13 protein-coding genes and 1 pseudogene are annotated in these 15297 nt (G+C 72.5%); 10 read left to right on the forward strand and 4 right to left on the reverse strand.

What is annotated here, in order from left to right; all coding sequences use genetic code 11:
* Nucleotides 1-28 precede the first annotated feature (28 nt).
* Nucleotides 29-1018, reverse strand: a complete 990-nt coding sequence (locus NWP09_RS03745) for a Bax inhibitor-1/YccA family protein (protein WP_258274199.1) — start codon at nt 1016-1018, stop codon at nt 29-31.
* 132 nt (nt 1019-1150) lie between these two features.
* Between NWP09_RS03745 and NWP09_RS03750 the strand changes: the two genes are divergently transcribed.
* Nucleotides 1151-2122 (forward strand): glycerophosphodiester phosphodiesterase family protein, encoded by a 972-nt coding sequence (locus tag NWP09_RS03750; RefSeq protein WP_258274200.1) that lies wholly within the window; start codon nt 1151-1153, stop codon nt 2120-2122.
* Nucleotides 2123-2194: 72 nt separating this feature from the next.
* Complete coding sequence (locus NWP09_RS03755) at nt 2195-4573, forward strand: ATP-dependent helicase (RefSeq protein WP_258274201.1); 2379 nt, start codon at nt 2195-2197, stop codon at nt 4571-4573.
* 27 nt (nt 4574-4600) lie between these two features.
* Here NWP09_RS03755 and NWP09_RS03760 read toward each other — a convergent pair whose 3' ends face one another.
* Both NWP09_RS03760 and NWP09_RS03765 read right to left on the reverse strand, forming a co-directional pair.
* Complete coding sequence (locus tag NWP09_RS03760; protein WP_258274202.1) at nt 4601-4777, reverse strand: hypothetical protein; 177 nt, start codon at nt 4775-4777, stop codon at nt 4601-4603.
* 32 nt (nt 4778-4809) lie between these two features.
* Nucleotides 4810-5532, reverse strand: coding sequence for a VIT family protein (locus NWP09_RS03765; RefSeq protein ID WP_258274203.1), 723 nt, complete (start codon nt 5530-5532; stop codon nt 4810-4812).
* 187 nt (nt 5533-5719) lie between these two features.
* Here NWP09_RS03765 and sucC point away from each other — a divergent pair, with 187 nt between their 5' ends.
* The 5 genes from sucC to NWP09_RS03790 all read left to right on the forward strand — a co-directional run bounded on the left by sucC (nt 5720) and on the right by NWP09_RS03790 (nt 9983).
* Complete coding sequence (sucC, locus tag NWP09_RS03770; RefSeq protein WP_258274204.1) at nt 5720-6886, forward strand: ADP-forming succinate--CoA ligase subunit beta; 1167 nt, start codon at nt 5720-5722, stop codon at nt 6884-6886.
* 14 nt (nt 6887-6900) lie between these two features.
* Complete coding sequence (gene sucD / locus NWP09_RS03775; RefSeq protein WP_258274205.1) at nt 6901-7800, forward strand: succinate--CoA ligase subunit alpha; 900 nt, start codon at nt 6901-6903, stop codon at nt 7798-7800.
* Between the two features lie 108 nt (nt 7801-7908).
* Nucleotides 7909-8076 carry a hypothetical protein gene (locus NWP09_RS03780; RefSeq protein ID WP_258274206.1) on the forward strand — a complete coding sequence of 56 codons (168 nt, stop codon included), beginning with the start codon at nt 7909-7911 and terminating at the stop codon, nt 8074-8076.
* Between the two features lie 66 nt (nt 8077-8142).
* Nucleotides 8143-8955: a hydrolase gene (locus tag NWP09_RS03785; protein WP_258274207.1), complete on the forward strand. Its 813-nt coding sequence runs from the start codon at nt 8143-8145 to the stop codon at nt 8953-8955.
* 140 nt (nt 8956-9095) lie between these two features.
* Nucleotides 9096-9983, forward strand: coding sequence for a DUF559 domain-containing protein (locus NWP09_RS03790; RefSeq protein ID WP_258274208.1), 888 nt, complete (start codon nt 9096-9098; stop codon nt 9981-9983).
* Nucleotides 9984-10068: 85 nt separating this feature from the next.
* Here NWP09_RS03790 and NWP09_RS03795 read toward each other — a convergent pair whose 3' ends face one another.
* Nucleotides 10069-12291, reverse strand: a complete 2223-nt coding sequence (locus tag NWP09_RS03795) for an NADP-dependent isocitrate dehydrogenase (protein ID WP_258274209.1) — start codon at nt 12289-12291, stop codon at nt 10069-10071.
* 152 nt (nt 12292-12443) lie between these two features.
* On the opposite strand from NWP09_RS03795, the gene NWP09_RS03800 reads away from it, so the two are divergent.
* From NWP09_RS03800 to purH, 3 genes and pseudogenes are all read left to right on the forward strand, one after another.
* The gene (locus tag NWP09_RS03800) at nt 12444-13982 is read left to right on the forward strand and encodes a DUF6350 family protein (protein WP_258274210.1); all 1539 of its coding nucleotides are present in this window, start codon (nt 12444-12446) and stop codon (nt 13980-13982) included.
* A gap of 10 nt (nt 13983-13992) precedes the next feature.
* On the forward strand, nt 13993-14637 hold the full coding sequence (gene purN / locus NWP09_RS03805; protein ID WP_258274211.1) for a phosphoribosylglycinamide formyltransferase: 645 nt from the start codon (nt 13993-13995) through the stop codon (nt 14635-14637).
* Nucleotides 14634-15297: pseudogene (gene purH, locus NWP09_RS03810) on the forward strand (bifunctional phosphoribosylaminoimidazolecarboxamide formyltransferase/IMP cyclohydrolase); the annotation flags it as partial. The gene purN and the pseudogene purH, both read left to right, overlap by 4 nt.

Genomic DNA, 15297 nt, shown 5'->3' on the forward strand with positions numbered 1-15297 from the left:
GGGCCTTCGTGCTGCGAGGAGCGAGCGTCTAGTCGCCGCTCCTGAGGATCGCGAGGATCCGCAGGATCTCGACGTAGAGCCAGATGATCGTCATCGTGAGGCCGAACGCCGCCGACCAGCCGTACTTCTTGTGCACGCCGCGCTTGACGCCGAGCTCGATGCCCTCGAAGTCCATGACGAGCGAGTAGGCCCCGAGCAGCACGGCGAGGCCGCCGAGCAGCACGCCGAGCGGGATGCCGAAGATCTCCTGCGAGCGCAGGCCCCACGGGTCCTGGTTCACGCCCGTGAGCATGAGCACGAAGTTCACGAGCGAGAAGAGGCCGTAGCCGATGATCGCGATGAAGAAGATCTTGTTCAGCCTCGGCGACGTGCGCACGATGCGGAACGCGTACAGCGCGAGCGTCGCGCCGAACACGCACGCGGTCGCGAGCAGCGCCTGGAAGATGATGCCGGGCAGGTTCATGCCCCACTCGACGGTCGCCGAGAAGCCGCCGAGAAACAGGCCCTGGGCCGCGGCGTACGAGAGCACGAGCGCCGGCCTCGGCTCCTTCTTGAAGATGTTGACGAGCGCGAGCACGAAGCCGACGATCGCGCCGCCCCACGTGAGCGCGTAGAACAGCGGCGTCGGGCCCGAGACGAACAGCATCCCGAGCGTGATGACGAAGCCGATCGCGGTGACGCCGAGCGTCATGACCGTCTTCGTGATGACGCCGTCGTACGTGAGCCGCTCGGTCTCGAGCGGACCGGCCGAGGGCGCGTTGAACTGCTGGTTCAGCTGGTCGGCCGACGGCATCGGCTGCCCGTAGGGGGCGCCGCCGTACTGCTGCGGCTGGCCGTAGGGCGCGCCGCCGTACTGCTGCTGGCCGTAGCCGGCCTGCCCGTAGGGGGCCTGCCCGTACGGCGCCTGGCCGTAGGGGGCCTGCCCGTACGGCGCCTGGCCGCCGGGCACGGCCTGCGCGGCGCGCTGCGAGTTCTCGGTGAACGCGGGCGAGTTGCGGAACGCGGGATTGCCTGCCAAGGGAGCTGCTCCTGTTCGAGGTCGTGCGGCCGCCGCTGCGGGCGGTCACGCTCAGAGTACCCAAGGAATCCACGGATTCGCTGTGTCGTCGGCCGGATCCGCGCGCGATCCTGCGCTCGATAGCGTGGCCCCGTGCACGAGACGCGCGTCATCGCCCACCGCGGCGCCTCCGGCTGGGCCCCCGAGCACACCGAGACGGCCGTCCGCCTCGCCGCGCGCCTCGGCGCCGACGCCGTCGAGCCCGACCTCGTCGCGACCCGCGACGGCGTGCTCGTCGTGCGCCACGACAACGAGCTGAGCGAGACGACCGACGTCGCCGACCGCGCGGCGTTCGCCGACCGCCGGCGTGCGCAGGTCATCGACGGGCACGAGCACACGGGCTGGTTCGTCGAGGACTTCACGTGGGCCGAGGTCGCGACGCTCCGCGCGCGCGAGCGACTGCCGCGCCTGCGGCCGCGCAGCGCACGGCTCGACGGCCGGGAGGGCGTGCTCCGCTTCACCGACCTGCTCGCGATCGCCGACGAGACCGGGCTCGACATCGTCGCCGAGCTCAAGCACGCGAGCCACCACGCGTCGCTCGGGCTGCCGCTCGACGAGCTGGTGGCGGATGCGGTGCGCGGCACCCACTGGATGTCGAGCGGGCGGCTGGTCGTCGAGTCCTTCGAGGAGGGCGTGCTGCACGAGGTGCGGGCGGCGGGCGTCGTGGCGCGGCTCGTCTACCTCATGGACCACGACGGCACCGCCGCCGACCTCGTCGCGCGCGGTGACGCATCCGCCCCCACCTACGCGCAGCAGCGGGAGGACGCGCAGCTCGCCGCGCTCGCGGGCCGCGTCGACGCGATCAGCGTCGCGAAGTCGGTGCTCTTCGAGCGCGACGGCGGCCAGCTGCGCACCACCGACCTCGTCGAGCGCGCGCGGGCGGTGCGCCTCGGCACGATCGCGTGGACGCTGCGGCCCGAGAACGCGTTCCTCGAGCCCGAGCACCGGCTCGGCGAGCACGACGCCGCGTGGGGCGACTGGACGACCGAGTGGGCGATGCTCGCGGCGCTCGGGCTCGAGGCGGTCTTCGTCGACCACCCCGACCTCTGGCGCCGGCTCGGCTGAAGCGGGTCGCCGTGCACCGCGGATGCGCCCGGCCGCAGGGCGCGTCGGCGGCGGCTCGTAGACTGGGGGCAGATGACGGATCTGTGGGGCCTGGGGGACGAGGGCTTCTCTGACGTGCAGCGGCCGACGCCCCTCGGACCGCGCGGCGAGACGATCCCGGAGGCGCTGCTCGCGGGGCTCAACCCGCCGCAGCGCGAGGCGGTCGAGCACCGCGGGCCCGCGCTGCTCATCGTGGCGGGCGCCGGCTCGGGCAAGACGCGCGTGCTCACGCACCGCATCGCGGGGCTGCTCGCGACGCGCGAGGCCTGGCCGAGCCAGATCCTCGCGATCACCTTCACCAACAAGGCCGCCGCCGAGATGCGCGAGCGCGTCGAGCAGCTCGTCGGCGAGGAGTCGCGCGGGATGTGGATCTCGACGTTCCACTCCGCGTGCGTGCGCATCCTGCGCCGCGAGGCCGAGGAGTTCGGGTTCAAGCAGTCGTTCACGATCTACGACGCGGGCGATGTGCGGGCGCTCGTCAAGCGGCTCATCAAGGAGCGCGGCGCCGACATCCAGGGGCTCACACCCGGCGGGGTCGCGGCGCGCATCTCGAAGGCGAAGAACGAGCTGCACGACGTCGACTCGTGGGCGCGCACCGCGAGCCTCGACAACCCGCTCGACGCGGCCTTCCTCGAGCTGTGGCGCGACTACGACCGCGAGCTGCGGCGCGCGAACGCGTTCGACTTCGACGACCTCATCTCGCAGACCGTCTTCCTGCTGCGGGCGTTCCCGCACGTCGCCGCGCAGTACCGCAAGCGCTTCCGGCACATCCTCGTCGACGAGTACCAGGACACGAACGCGGCCCAGTACGCGCTCATCCGCGAGCTCACGCAGCCGGTCACGCGCGCCGACCTGCCCGACCTGCGCGCCGACCTGCCGGGCGCGTCCCTCACGGTCGTGGGCGACTCCGACCAGTCGATCTACGCCTTCCGCGGCGCCGACATCCGCAACATCACCGACTTCGAGCGCGACTTCGCCGGCGCGCGCGTGATCATGCTCGAGCAGAACTACCGCTCGACGCAGAACATCCTGTCGGCGGCGAACGCGGTGATCGGCAACAACTTCGACCGCCGCGACAAGCGGCTCTGGACCGACTCGGGCGACGGCGCGAAGATCGTCGGCTTCACCGGCTACTCGGGCCACGACGAGGCGCAGTTCGTCGCCGACGAGATCGTCGAGCTCACCTCGGGCGGCATGGCCTACAGCGACATCGCGGTCTTCTACCGCACCAACGCCCAGACGCGCGCGCTCGAGGAGGTGCTCATCCGCACCGCCGTGCCCTACAAGGTCATCGGCGGCACGAAGTTCTACGAGCGCGCCGAGATCAAGGACGCGATGGCGTACCTCATCGCGGTCGCCAACCCGGCCGACTCGCTGAGCCTGCGGCGCATCCTGAACACGCCCAAGCGCGGCATCGGCCCGGCGACCGAGGCGGCGCTGCAGGCGTTCGCCGACGAGCACGGCATCACGCTCCGGGATGCGATGCGTCGCGTCGACGAGATCGCACTCGGCCCGAAGGTGGCCGCGGCGATCACCGACCTCGCGGCGCTCCTCGACGAGTGGAGCGCGCGGCCCGAGGCCGACCCCGGCGAGGTGCTGCGCGAGCTCATGAGCCGCTCGGGCTACACCGATCAGCTGCGCCGCTCGCCCGACCCGCAGGACGCCGCGCGGCTCGAGAACGTCGAGGAGCTCGTGGCCGTCACGCGCGAGTTCCGGCGGCAGAACCCGGGCGGCACCCTCATCGACTTCCTCACCGAGACCGCGCTCGTCGCCGCGGCCGACGAGCTGGACGACTCGGGCGGGCAGGTGTCGCTCATGACCCTCCACACCGCGAAGGGGCTCGAGTTCGACGCGGTCTTCATCACGGGGGTCGAGGAGGAGCTGCTGCCGCACCGCATCTCGGCGAACGAGCCGGGCGGGCAGGCCGAGGAGCGGCGCCTCTTCTACGTCGGCATCACGCGCGCGCGGCAGCGCCTGCACCTCTCGCTCGCGATGACGCGCGCGCAGTTCGGCGAGGTGAACCCGGCGGTGCCGAGCCGGTTCCTCGAGGAGATCCCGGCGGAGCTCATCGAGTGGCGGACGCCGCCCGCGACGGTGCGGCAAGCTTCGTCCCAGCGGGCGGTCGGCCGCTGGCGCGACGAGCCGCGCGAGTCGTTCGTGACGGGCTTCCGCTCGCCGCCCGCCCTGCCGAAGGGGCCGAAGCGCGAGTTCGCGAACACCATCACCGAGGTGCGCGACAACTCGAGCCTCGAGCTGTCCCCGGGCGACCGCATCCGCCACAAGGACTTCGGCGAGGGCCGCGTGCAGGCGATCACCGGTGCGGGAGCGAAGCGCGTCGCGGAGGTGCACTTCGACCAGGCCGGGCGCAAGCGCCTGCTCGTGAAGATCGCGCCGATCGAGAAGGTGGGCTGAGCGCGCCCGATCCGGCAGGCGGCCGGGCTAGAGGGACTGCGTGATGAGCAGCACCATCGCGACGAGCGTGACGGCCGCGCCGCCCACGATGAGCGGGCGGAACCGGCGCGCCATCGTGCGCGGCGGCCGCTCGTCGTCGAAGCGGTCGAAGTAGGGGTCGAGCTCAGGCGGAACCCGGTCCTGCTCGCTGCTCTGCTCCTGCATGGGTCCAGGCTCCCACGGATCGCCCGAGCGCGTCAGTGCACGGGGGTGTGGAAGAGCGAGCCGATGAACCACGTCGCCGCGAGCGCGACGACGCCGCCGAGCAGCACGCGGAACATCGCGATCCGCTTGCCCGAGGCGCCGATGCGCGCCGAGACGAGGCCCGTGACGAGCAGGGCGAGGACCGTGGCGACCACGATCGGCCACGGCATCCAGGCGCTCGGCGCCACGAGCGCCGCCAGCAGCGGGATGAGGGAGCCGATCGAGAACGCGAGCGCGGAGGCGATCGCCGCCGACCACGGGTTGTTCAGCTCGTCGGGGTCGAGGTTGTACTCGACGCTCAGGTGCGCGCGCAGCGGATCCTTCTCGGTGAGCTCGAGCGCCGCGGTGTGGGCGGTCGCGGGGGAGAGCCCGCGCACCTCGAACATGTGCGCGAGCTGGTCGATCTGCCCCTCGGGGTTGTCGATGAGCTCCTGCTGCTCGCGCCGGATGGCGCTGCGCTCGCTGTCGCGCTGCGAGGAGACCGAGACGTACTCGCCGACCGCCATCGAGAACGCGCCCGCGACGAGCGCCGCGACGCCCGCGGTGAGCACGCCCGCGGCCGACGTGCCCGCGCCCGCGACGCCCACCATGAGCGCCGACGTCGAGACGATGCCGTCGTTCGCGCCGAGCACCCCGGCGCGCAGCCAGTTGAGCTTCGACGCCATCGACCCGACCGGCGGCGGCAGGTCGGGACGGCGTTGCAGAGCGGGATCCATGGGCGTCCTCCTGGCGCCCATCGTCGACGGTCGGCGAGGGCGCCGCAAGCAAGGCGAGGCTCCTGCGAAAGCGGCAAGAACGCCGAATCTTCCGCCTTCGGCGACCCGAAAGCGTCGAGGTCGCCATGAGCGTCGGCGCTAGGCTTGCCGAGGCGCATCCCCCACCAACACACGGATTGGATCACGCGTGGATCTTTACGAGTACCAGGCCAGGGACCTGTTCGAGCAGCACGGCGTCCCCGTGCTGCGAGGCATCACGGCAGACACCCCCGAGCAGGCCGAGGCAGCAGCGGCGGAGCTCGGCGGCGGCGTCGTCGTCGTGAAGGCACAGGTCAAGACCGGCGGCAGAGGCAAGGCGGGCGGCGTGAAGCTCGCCAAGAGCCCCGCCGAGGCGAAGGACGCAGCCGCTGCGATCCTGGGCCTCGACATCAAGGGCCACACCGTGCACCGGGTCATGGTCGCCGAGGGCGCCGCGATCAAGGAGGAGTACTACTTCTCGGTGCTGCTCGACCGGGCGAACCGCTCGTACCTCGCGATGTGCTCGTACGAGGGCGGCATGGAGATCGAGCAGCTCGCGGAGGAGCGCCCCGAGGCGCTCGCCAAGGTCGAGGTCGACCCCGCCACCGGCATCGACCTCGCGAAGGCCGAGGAGATCGTCCGCGCCGCGAGCTTCCCCGAGGAGCTCGTCGCGAAGGTCGCGCCCGTGATCGTCACGCTCTACGGCGTCTTCGTCGAGGAGGACGCGACGCTCGTCGAGGTCAACCCGCTCGTGCTCACCGAGGGCGGCGACGTCATCGCGCTCGACGGCAAGATCACGCTCGACGAGAACGCCGCGTTCCGCCACGAGGCGCACGCGGCGCTCGAGGACAAGGCGGCCGCGAACCCGCTCGAGGCGAAGGCCAAGGAGGCCGACCTCAACTACGTGAAGCTCGACGGCCAGGTCGGGATCATCGGCAACGGCGCGGGCCTCGTGATGTCGACGCTCGACGTCGTCGCGTACGCGGGCGAGCGCCACGGCGGCGTGAAGCCGGCCAACTTCCTCGACATCGGCGGCGGCGCATCCGCCGAGGTCATGGCCGCGGGCCTCGACGTCATCCTGAACGACCAGGACGTCAAGAGCGTGTTCGTGAACGTCTTCGGCGGCATCACCGCGTGCGACGAGGTCGCGAACGGCATCGTCAAGGCGCTCGAGATCCTCGGCGACGAGGCGTCGAAGCCGCTCGTCGTGCGGCTCGACGGCAACAGCGTCGAGGAGGGCCGCCGGATCCTCGCCGACGCCGCGCACCCGCTCGTGACGGTCGTCGACACCATGGACGAGGCCGCCGACAAGGCCGCCGAGCTGGCTGCGGCCTAGGAGATACAGGGAACATGTCGATCTACCTCAACAAGGACAGCAAGGTCATCGTCCAGGGCATCACCGGCGGCGAGGGCTCGAAGCACACCGCGCGCATGCTCGCGGCCGGCACGCAGGTCGTGGGCGGCGTGAACGCGCGCAAGGCCGGCACGACCGTCTCGCACACCGCGAAGGACGGCTCGAGCGTCGAGCTGCCCGTCTTCGGCTCGGTCGCCGAGGCCATGGAGGCCACCGGCGCCGACACCTCGATCGTGTTCGTGCCGCCGGCGTTCGCGAAGGACGCCGTCATCGAGGCCGTCGACGCGGGCATCGGCCTGCTCGTCGTGATCACCGAGGGCATCCCCGTGCAGGACTCCGCCGAGTTCTGGGCGCACGCGAAGGCCAAGGGCACGACGCGCATCATCGGCCCGAACTGCCCCGGCATCATCACGCCCGAGGAGTCGCTCGTCGGCATCACGCCCGCGAACATCACGGGCAAGGGCCCGATCGGCCTCGTCTCCAAGTCGGGCACGCTGACCTACCAGATGATGTTCGAGCTGCGCGACATCGGCTTCTCGACCGCGATCGGCATCGGCGGCGACCCGATCATCGGCACGACGCACATCGACGCGCTCGAGGCGTTCGAGGCCGACCCCGAGACCAAGGCGATCGTCATGATCGGCGAGATCGGCGGCGACGCCGAGGAGCGTGCCGCCGACTACATCAAGGCGCACGTGACGAAGCCGGTCGTCGGCTACGTCGCCGGCTTCACCGCGCCCGAGGGCAAGACGATGGGCCACGCCGGCGCGATCGTCTCGGGCTCCTCCGGCACGGCCGAGGCGAAGAAGGTCGCGCTCGAGGCCGCCGGCGTCAAGGTCGGCAAGACCCCGTCGGAGACCGCGCGCCTCATGCGCGAGGTCATCGAGTCGCTCTAGCGAGACCGCACTGCGCGAGGGCCCCGGCTTCGGCCGGGGCCCTCGCGCATCCCAGGCGCTGCTCGGGCTGCCGGTCTAGGGTGGCGGCACCGACCCGAGGAGGAAGCGATGCAGCAGCACGACGGCAGCCGCGAGCACGACGACGAGGGCACCAGGAAGCCGGGGGGCCTCGGCGAGGACGGCACGATCCCGCCCGACCCCGACGGGCTCGGCGCGACGACGACCGACGAGGAGTCGACGTTCGAGCCCGAGGAGGACGAGGGCGCCGAGCCCTGAGCCGCGCCGCCGCCGGCTCGGCCCGAGGCCCTCGCGCGGGGGAGCGCGCCGGTGCAGAGTGGGGGCATGACGATCCTCTGCGCGACGTGCGGTGTCGAGACCGCCGAGCCTCTGCCGGAGACGTGCCGCATCTGCGCCGACGAACGGCAGTGGGTGCCGCTGCACGGCCAGATCTGGACCAGTGTCGACGAGCAGGTCGCCGATGGCATGCACGTCGATGTCGTCGAGCTCGAGCCGGGCGCGTGGGCGGTCACGTCCGAGCCGGCCGTGGGCATCGGGCAGCGGTCGATCCTCGTGCAGACCGAGGGCGGCAACCTCCTGTGGGATCCGCTCGGGACCATCACCGACGACGCGATCGAGCAGGTCGCGGAGCTCGGCGGGCTCGCCTTCGTCGCCGCGTCGCATCCGCACATGTTCGGCGTGCAGTGCGCGTGGGCGGAGGCCTTCGACGCGCGCGTGCTCGTGAACGAGCGCGATGCCTCATGGGTTGCGCGGCCGCACGAGCGCATCGAGGAGTGGGACGGCGAGCTCGAGCCGCTGCCGGGCGTGCGGCTCATCCGCTTCGGCGGTCACTTCCCGGGCGCCGCGGTCGCCCTGTGGGAGGCCGGCAGCGGCGGCGAGGGCTCGCTGCTCGCGGGCGACACGATGCAGCCCAAGCCCGACCGGGCGAGCGTCGCCTTCATGCGCTCGTACCCGAACGACATCCCGCTCTCCGCCGGGGTCGTGCGCCGGCTCGCGGACCAGGCCGCCGGGCTGCGGTTCCGGCGCATGTACGGCAACATCCCGGGCCAGGTGCTCGAGGACGGCCCCGAGGCGGTCGCGCGCAGCGCCGATCGGCACATCGCGTGGGTCACCGGCGAGCACGACGACTTGACGTAGGGCCACTCCGGAGGATCTCCGCCTCTCGAGCGTCACGGAGGGACTATCCAGCCATCCGGCCTGAGCGCCCAAGATCCTCCGTCCACAGGAGCGGGTGCGGTCCCCGCGGAGACGTGCGCTCACGTGCCACGGTGCGGCCCATGACCGATCCACTCGCGCGAGAGGTGGGAGTGGTGACGGCTCGCCAGCTCTCGGCCAGCCTGACGAAGTGGCAGCTCGAGCGCGCCGTGGCGACCGGCGCGCTCGGGCGCGTGCGGCCCGGGTGGTTCGCGCTGCGTACCGGTGCCGAGCCGCACGCGGTGGCAGCGGTGCAGGCCGGCGGGTGCGTCTCCTGCTTCAGCGCCCTGCGACTGCACGGCGTGTGGGTGCCGGAGGGCAAGGGCCGGCACACGCGACTTCCGGAGCACCGACGGAGCCGGGGCAGCCGAGCGTGCCGACCGTTCGGGCAGGATCCACCGGTGCGGAGCGCCGTCGACGATCTGGAGACGGCATTCCGCTGCGCGCTCCGCTGCGGCAGCCGGGAGGACCTGGTCGTGGTCGTCGACGCGATCCTGCACCGGCGACTCGCCACGATCGAAGAGCTGCACCTCTGGGTCAGCGGAGCGCCCGCGAAGGTGCGCGCGCTGCTCGCGCTCGCCGACGCCAGGTCGGAATCGGGCAGCGAGTCGATGGTGCGGCTCCGGCTGCGGTCGCGACGGCTCTCCGTCCGCATCCAGGTGCGCGTCGTGCGGGGTGTGCGCGTGGACCTGCTCGTCGGCGATCGGTTGATCATCGAGTGCGACAGTCGCGAGCACCACACCGACTCGGATGCCTACGAGGACGACCGGCGCCGCGATCGCCGGCTCCTGGCGCGAGGGTTCATCGTCATGCGCCTGACATACAGGCAGATCCACGACGAGTGGCCCGAGATCGAGGCCGCCATCCTGCAGATCGTGCGGCGCGGCGACCACCGGTGGCCGCGTCGGCGCAAGCCGTCGGACTCATGGCGGCCGGAGGAAGTCCGGCTGGGCGTGGCCATGACTGGATGATCCGCTCGTGGGCGCTCAGCGCCCGAGATCCTCCGGCCGGAGACGGCGAAGGGCCCGGCCGGAGCCGGGCCCTTCGCCTGCGCGCCTACGGGCGCAGGTGCGCGAGGATCGCGTTGAGCGACGCGCTCGGGCGCATCGCGGCGTCGGCCAGGTCGGTGTCGACGCGGTAGTAGCCGCCGAGGTCGACCGGCGAGCCCTGCACCTCGAGCAGCTCGCGCTCGATCGCGTCGCTCTGCTCGGCGAGCTGCTGCGCGACCGGCGCGAACACCTCGGCGAGCGCGGCGTCGTCGGTCTGCGCCGCGAGCTCCTCGGCCCAGTAGCGGGCGAGCCAGAAGTGGCTGCCGCGGTTGTCGATCTCGCCGACCTTGCGCGACGGCGACTTGTTCTCGTTGAGGAACGTGCCGGTCGCCGCGTCGAGGGTCTCGGCGAGCACGCCCGCCCGGGCGTTGCCGCTCGTCTCTGAGAGGTGCCGGAACGACTCCGCGAGCGCCATGAACTCGCCGAGCGAGTCCCAGCGCAGGTGGTTCTCCTCGACGAGCTGCTGCACGTGCTTGGGCGCCGAGCCGCCGGCGCCGGTCTCGAACAGGCCGCCGCCGTTCAGCAGCGGCACGACCGAGAGCATCTTGGCGCTCGTGCCGAGCTCGAGGATCGGGAAGAGGTCGGTGTTGTAGTCGCGGAGCACGTTGCCGGTGACCGAGATCGTGTCGAGGCCCTGGCGGATGCGCTCGATCGACAGCCTCGTCGCCTCGACGGGGCTGAGGATCGTGATCTCGAGGCCGTCGGTGTCGTGCGAGGCGAGCTCCGCCTCGACCTTCTTGATGAGCTCGGCGTCGTGCGCTCGCGCTTCGTCGAGCCAGAACACCGCGGGCGTCGCCGAGGCGCGGGCGCGCGTGACGGCGAGCTTCACCCAGTCGCGCACCGCGACATCCTTCGTCTGGCACGCGCGCCAGATGTCGCCCGCCTCGACGTCGTGCGCCATGAGCACGTCGCCGGCCGCGTTCACGACCTCGACGCGGCCGTCTCGCTCGATGCGGAACGTCTTGTCGTGCGAGCCGTACTCCTCGGCCTTCTGCGCCATGAGGCCGACGTTCGGCACAGAGCCCATCGTGCGCGGGTCGAAGGCGCCGTTCGCCTTGCAGTCGTCGATGACGACCTGGTAGATACCGGCGTACGAGGAGTCGGGGATCACCGCGAGGGTGTCGGCCTCCTCGCCGTCCGGGCCCCACATGTGGCCCGACTGGCGGATCATCGCGGGCATGGATGCGTCGACGATGACGTCGGAGGGCACGTGCAGGTTCGTGATGCCGCGGTCGGAGTTGACCATCGCGAGGCGTGGACCGTCGGCGATGCCGTCCTCGATCGCCTTGCGGACGCCCGCTGCGGTCGCGTCGTCGAGCTCGTCGAGGCCGGAGAGGATCGCCGCGAGGCCGTTGTCGGCCGAGAGCCCGGCCTCGTCGAGCTGCGCGCCGTAGCGCTCGAACACCGCGGGCAGGAACGCGCGCACGACGTGGCCGAAGATGATCGGGTCGGAGACCTTCATCATGGTCGCCTTGAGGTGGGCCGAGAACAGCACGTGCTCGTCGCGCGCGCGCCGCACCTGCTCGACGAGGAACGCGTCGAGCGCCTTCGCAGACATGAACGTGGCGTCGACGATCTCGCCCTCGAGCACCTTCAGGCCGTCCTTGAGCACCGTCGTGGCGCCGTCGGCGCCGACGAGGCGGATCTGCAGGGTGTCGTCGGCCGGCATCGTCACCGACTGCTCGTTCGCGCGGAAGTCGCCGCTGTCCATCGTCGCGACGGCGGTCTTCGAGTCGGCCGTCCAGGGACCCATCGAGTGCGGGTGCTTGCGCGCGTACTCCTTCACCGAGCGGGGCGCGCGGCGATCGGAGTTGCCCTCGCGCAGCACCGGGTTCACGGCGGAGCCCTTGACCGAGTCGTAGCGCGCCCGCACGTCGCGGTCCTCGTCCGTGACGACCTCGTCGGGGTAGTCGGGCAGCGCGACGCCCTTCGACTGCAGCTCGGCGATCGCGGCCTTCAGCTGCGGCACCGACGCCGAGATGTTCGGCAGCTTGATGATGTTCGCCTCGGGGGTCTTCGCGAGCTCGCCGAGCTCGGCGAGCGCGTCCGCCTCCTGCTGGTCCGCCGGCAGGCGGTCCGCGAACGCGGCGACGATGCGGCCGGCGAGCGAGATGTCTCGGCGCTCGACCTCCACGTCGGCGGCGGCGGCGAACGCCTCGACGATCGGCAGGAACGAGTGCGTCGCGAGCATCGGCGCCTCGTCGGTGTAGGTGTAGATGATCTTGGCCATGCGGCTCGAACCCCTCGCGGTCTCTGGATCAACGGCGGCCGCGGTGCGTGCGCGGGCCGCGCCGTGCGCCTCCAACCTACCGCGCGGCCGCCGGGCGCTCATGCGGCGAGGCACGGGCGGCGGCGGCGGATGCGTCGATAGGGTTGCCAGCCGTGCGTCGCGTGTGGGCCGGGTTCGGCCAGGCAGTCGAGTCCGCCGCCATCGCGGCGGTCGGGCTGCTGGTGTGCGCGCTCGTGCTGCTCGCGGTCTGGGGCATCGATCAGGGCTTCGGCGGCGACCCGCTCGCGCAGTGGCGGATCGCTGCCGACGCGTGGCTCGTGGGCCACGGCGTCGACCTGACGGTCGCGCTCGGCGCCGACGCAGTCATCGCCGTCGGCATCGAGGCGGCGAGCCGGCCGTTCGCGATCACGCTGGCAGCGTGGGGCGTCGGCCTCATCACGCTGTGGCTCCACTGGCGCGGCGGCCGGCGGCTCGCCGAGCTGCCGGCGCTCGACGCGGCGATCGCCGCCCTCTGCGGGGCGGTCGCGGTCGGCACCGTCGGGCTCGTCGTCGCCGTGAGCGCGCAGCATCCCGTCGTCTCGCCGGGTGTCGTGCAGGCGTTCCTGCTGCCGGCGGCCGTCGCGCTCATCGGCATGGCGGCCGCGATCGTGCGCGCGCACGGCCACGGGTGGCTCGAGGCGGCCGCGCGGGGGCTCACGATCGAGGACCGCTGGCTGCGTGCCATCCGCGCTGCGCTGCGCGCGGGCGCCGCCGGCGCCGTCGCCGTGCTGGGCGTCGGCGCGCTCGTGCTCGCGGTCGGGATCTTCGCGCGCTTCTCCGAGGGCCTGCTCGTCATGGAGTCGCTGCAGGTGACCCACGTCGGCGCGGGGGTGCTGCTGCTCGTGCAGCTCGCGCTCGCGCCCGTCGCGGTCGTGTGGGCGGCGTCGTGGGCGCTCGGGCCCGGCTTCATGATCGGCACCGGCTCGCAGGTCTCGCCGCTCGGCACCGACCTCGGACCCGTGCCGGCGCTGCCCCTGCTGTCGGCGATCGACCCCGAGGCGGCCCCGTGGATGCTCGCGGTCGTCGCGCTCCCCGTGCTCGCCGCGGTCGTGGTCGGTGCGCTCGCGCGGCAGACGATCCTCGCGGGATCCCCCGAGCGGCCGGTGCACTGGTGGGAGCTCGCGATCGCGGGCGTCGGCGGCGGCGTGCTCGCGGGCGCGCTGCTCGGCATCGCCGCGATGCTCGCGAGCGGTGCGATCGGCCCCGGCCGGCTCGACGAGGCCGGCCCTGACGCCGTGCAGGTCGCGGCGTGGGGCGCTCTCGAGGTCGGTGCGGGGCTCCTCATCGGACTCGTCGCCGGTGCACGCGGCCCCGCGCTCGGCGCAGCGGCGCCCTTGCCGCTCGCCCGCGAGGGGCATGGATCGACGCTCCGCGAGGTGCTCGGGCTGCGGACGGCGGAGGCCGAACGGGGTGCTGCCGACCTCGACGAGCCGGGCCGGCGCGAGCCGGAACCTCCCCACGCAGCCCCCGCCGGGCCGGATGGCACCGAGCGAGGCCCCGAGGACGCCGACCGCGACGCCCCCACGGTCGCGGACCGGACGGAGACGCAGGTCGTCGAGCCGCTCGACGACCACGCGCCGACCGGGCGCGCGACGGCGGCCGAGCCGGGACATCCGCACACCGCCGACGAGGCCGAGCAGCCGCCTCGGTAGGATGGAGGACGTGCTGCGCGTCGTCGTCCTCGTCTCCGGCAGCGGCACCAACTTCGCGGATCTGCTGGAGCGCACCCGAGCGGGCCAGGTGCCGGCCGAGATCATCGCCGTGGGCGCCGACCGCGAGTGCGCCGGCCTCGACATCGCGCGCGCCGCCGGCATCCCCACCTTCGTCGAGCCGTTCGCGCCGCCGCGCGAGGCGTGGTCGATGGCGATCGCCGACCGCGTCGAGGCGTTCGAGCCCGACGTCGTCGTGCTCTCAGGCTTCATGCGGCTGCTCTCCGCCGAGGCCGTCGCGCGCTTCGAGCCGACCCTGCTCAACACCCACCCGGCGTTCCTGCCCGAGTTCCCCGGCGCGCACGGCGTGCGGGACGCGCTCGCGGCCGGCGTCCGCGAGACCGGGGCGAGCGTCATCATCGTCGACAGCGGCGTCGACACCGGACCGATCCTCGCCCGGCAGCGCGTGCCCGTGCTGCCGGACGACACCGAGGCGACGCTGCACGAGCGCATCAAGGTGCTCGAGCGAGAGCTGCTCGCGGATGTCCTCACCGGCATCGCCGACGGCTCGATCGACCTCGCCGACCACGGGCTCGAGCGCCGGCTCGAGCCCACAGCAGACAGCGCAGGCAGCGCAGCAGCGGAGGAAGCACAGTGAGCGGACCCCAGCACGACCCGACCCTCTACCGCGATCGCGACGTGGTGCCCTTCCGGCGCGCGCTGCTGTCGGTGAGCGACAAGAGCGGCATCGTCGAGCTCGGCTCCGCGCTCGCCGCCGCCGGCGTCGAGCTCGTCTCGACCGGCTCGACGGCGAAGATGCTCGCGGATGCGGGGCTGCCGGTCACCGAGGTCGCCTCCGTCACGGGGTTCCAGGAGGCCCTCGACGGGCGCGTGAAGACGCTGCACCCCGCGATCCACGCGGGCCTGCTCGCCGATCTGCGGCTCGAGCACCACGAGGCGCAGCTGCGCGAGCTCGGCATCGCGCCGTTCGAGCTCGTGGTGGTCAACCTCTACCCCTTCGTCGAGACGGTGCGCTCCGGGGCGTCCGACGCCGACGTCGTCGAGCAGATCGACATCGGCGGCCCCGCGATGGTGCGCGCCTCGGCGAAGAACCACGCGAACGTGGCGATCGTCACCGATCCGCGCGTCTACCCGCTCATCGCGAAGGCGGCCGAGACGGGCCTGAGCCTCATGCAGCGGCGCGCGCTCGCGCGCGACGCGTTCGCGCACACCGCCGCGTACGACCGCGCCGTCGCCCGCTGGTTCGCGGGCGAGCCGGTCGAGGAGGCGGCGGCCGCCGCCGCGGCTGCCGCCGAGT

Source organism: Agrococcus sp. HG114 (genome assembly GCF_024723325.1).
Taxonomy (GTDB): domain Bacteria; phylum Actinomycetota; class Actinomycetes; order Actinomycetales; family Microbacteriaceae; genus Agrococcus.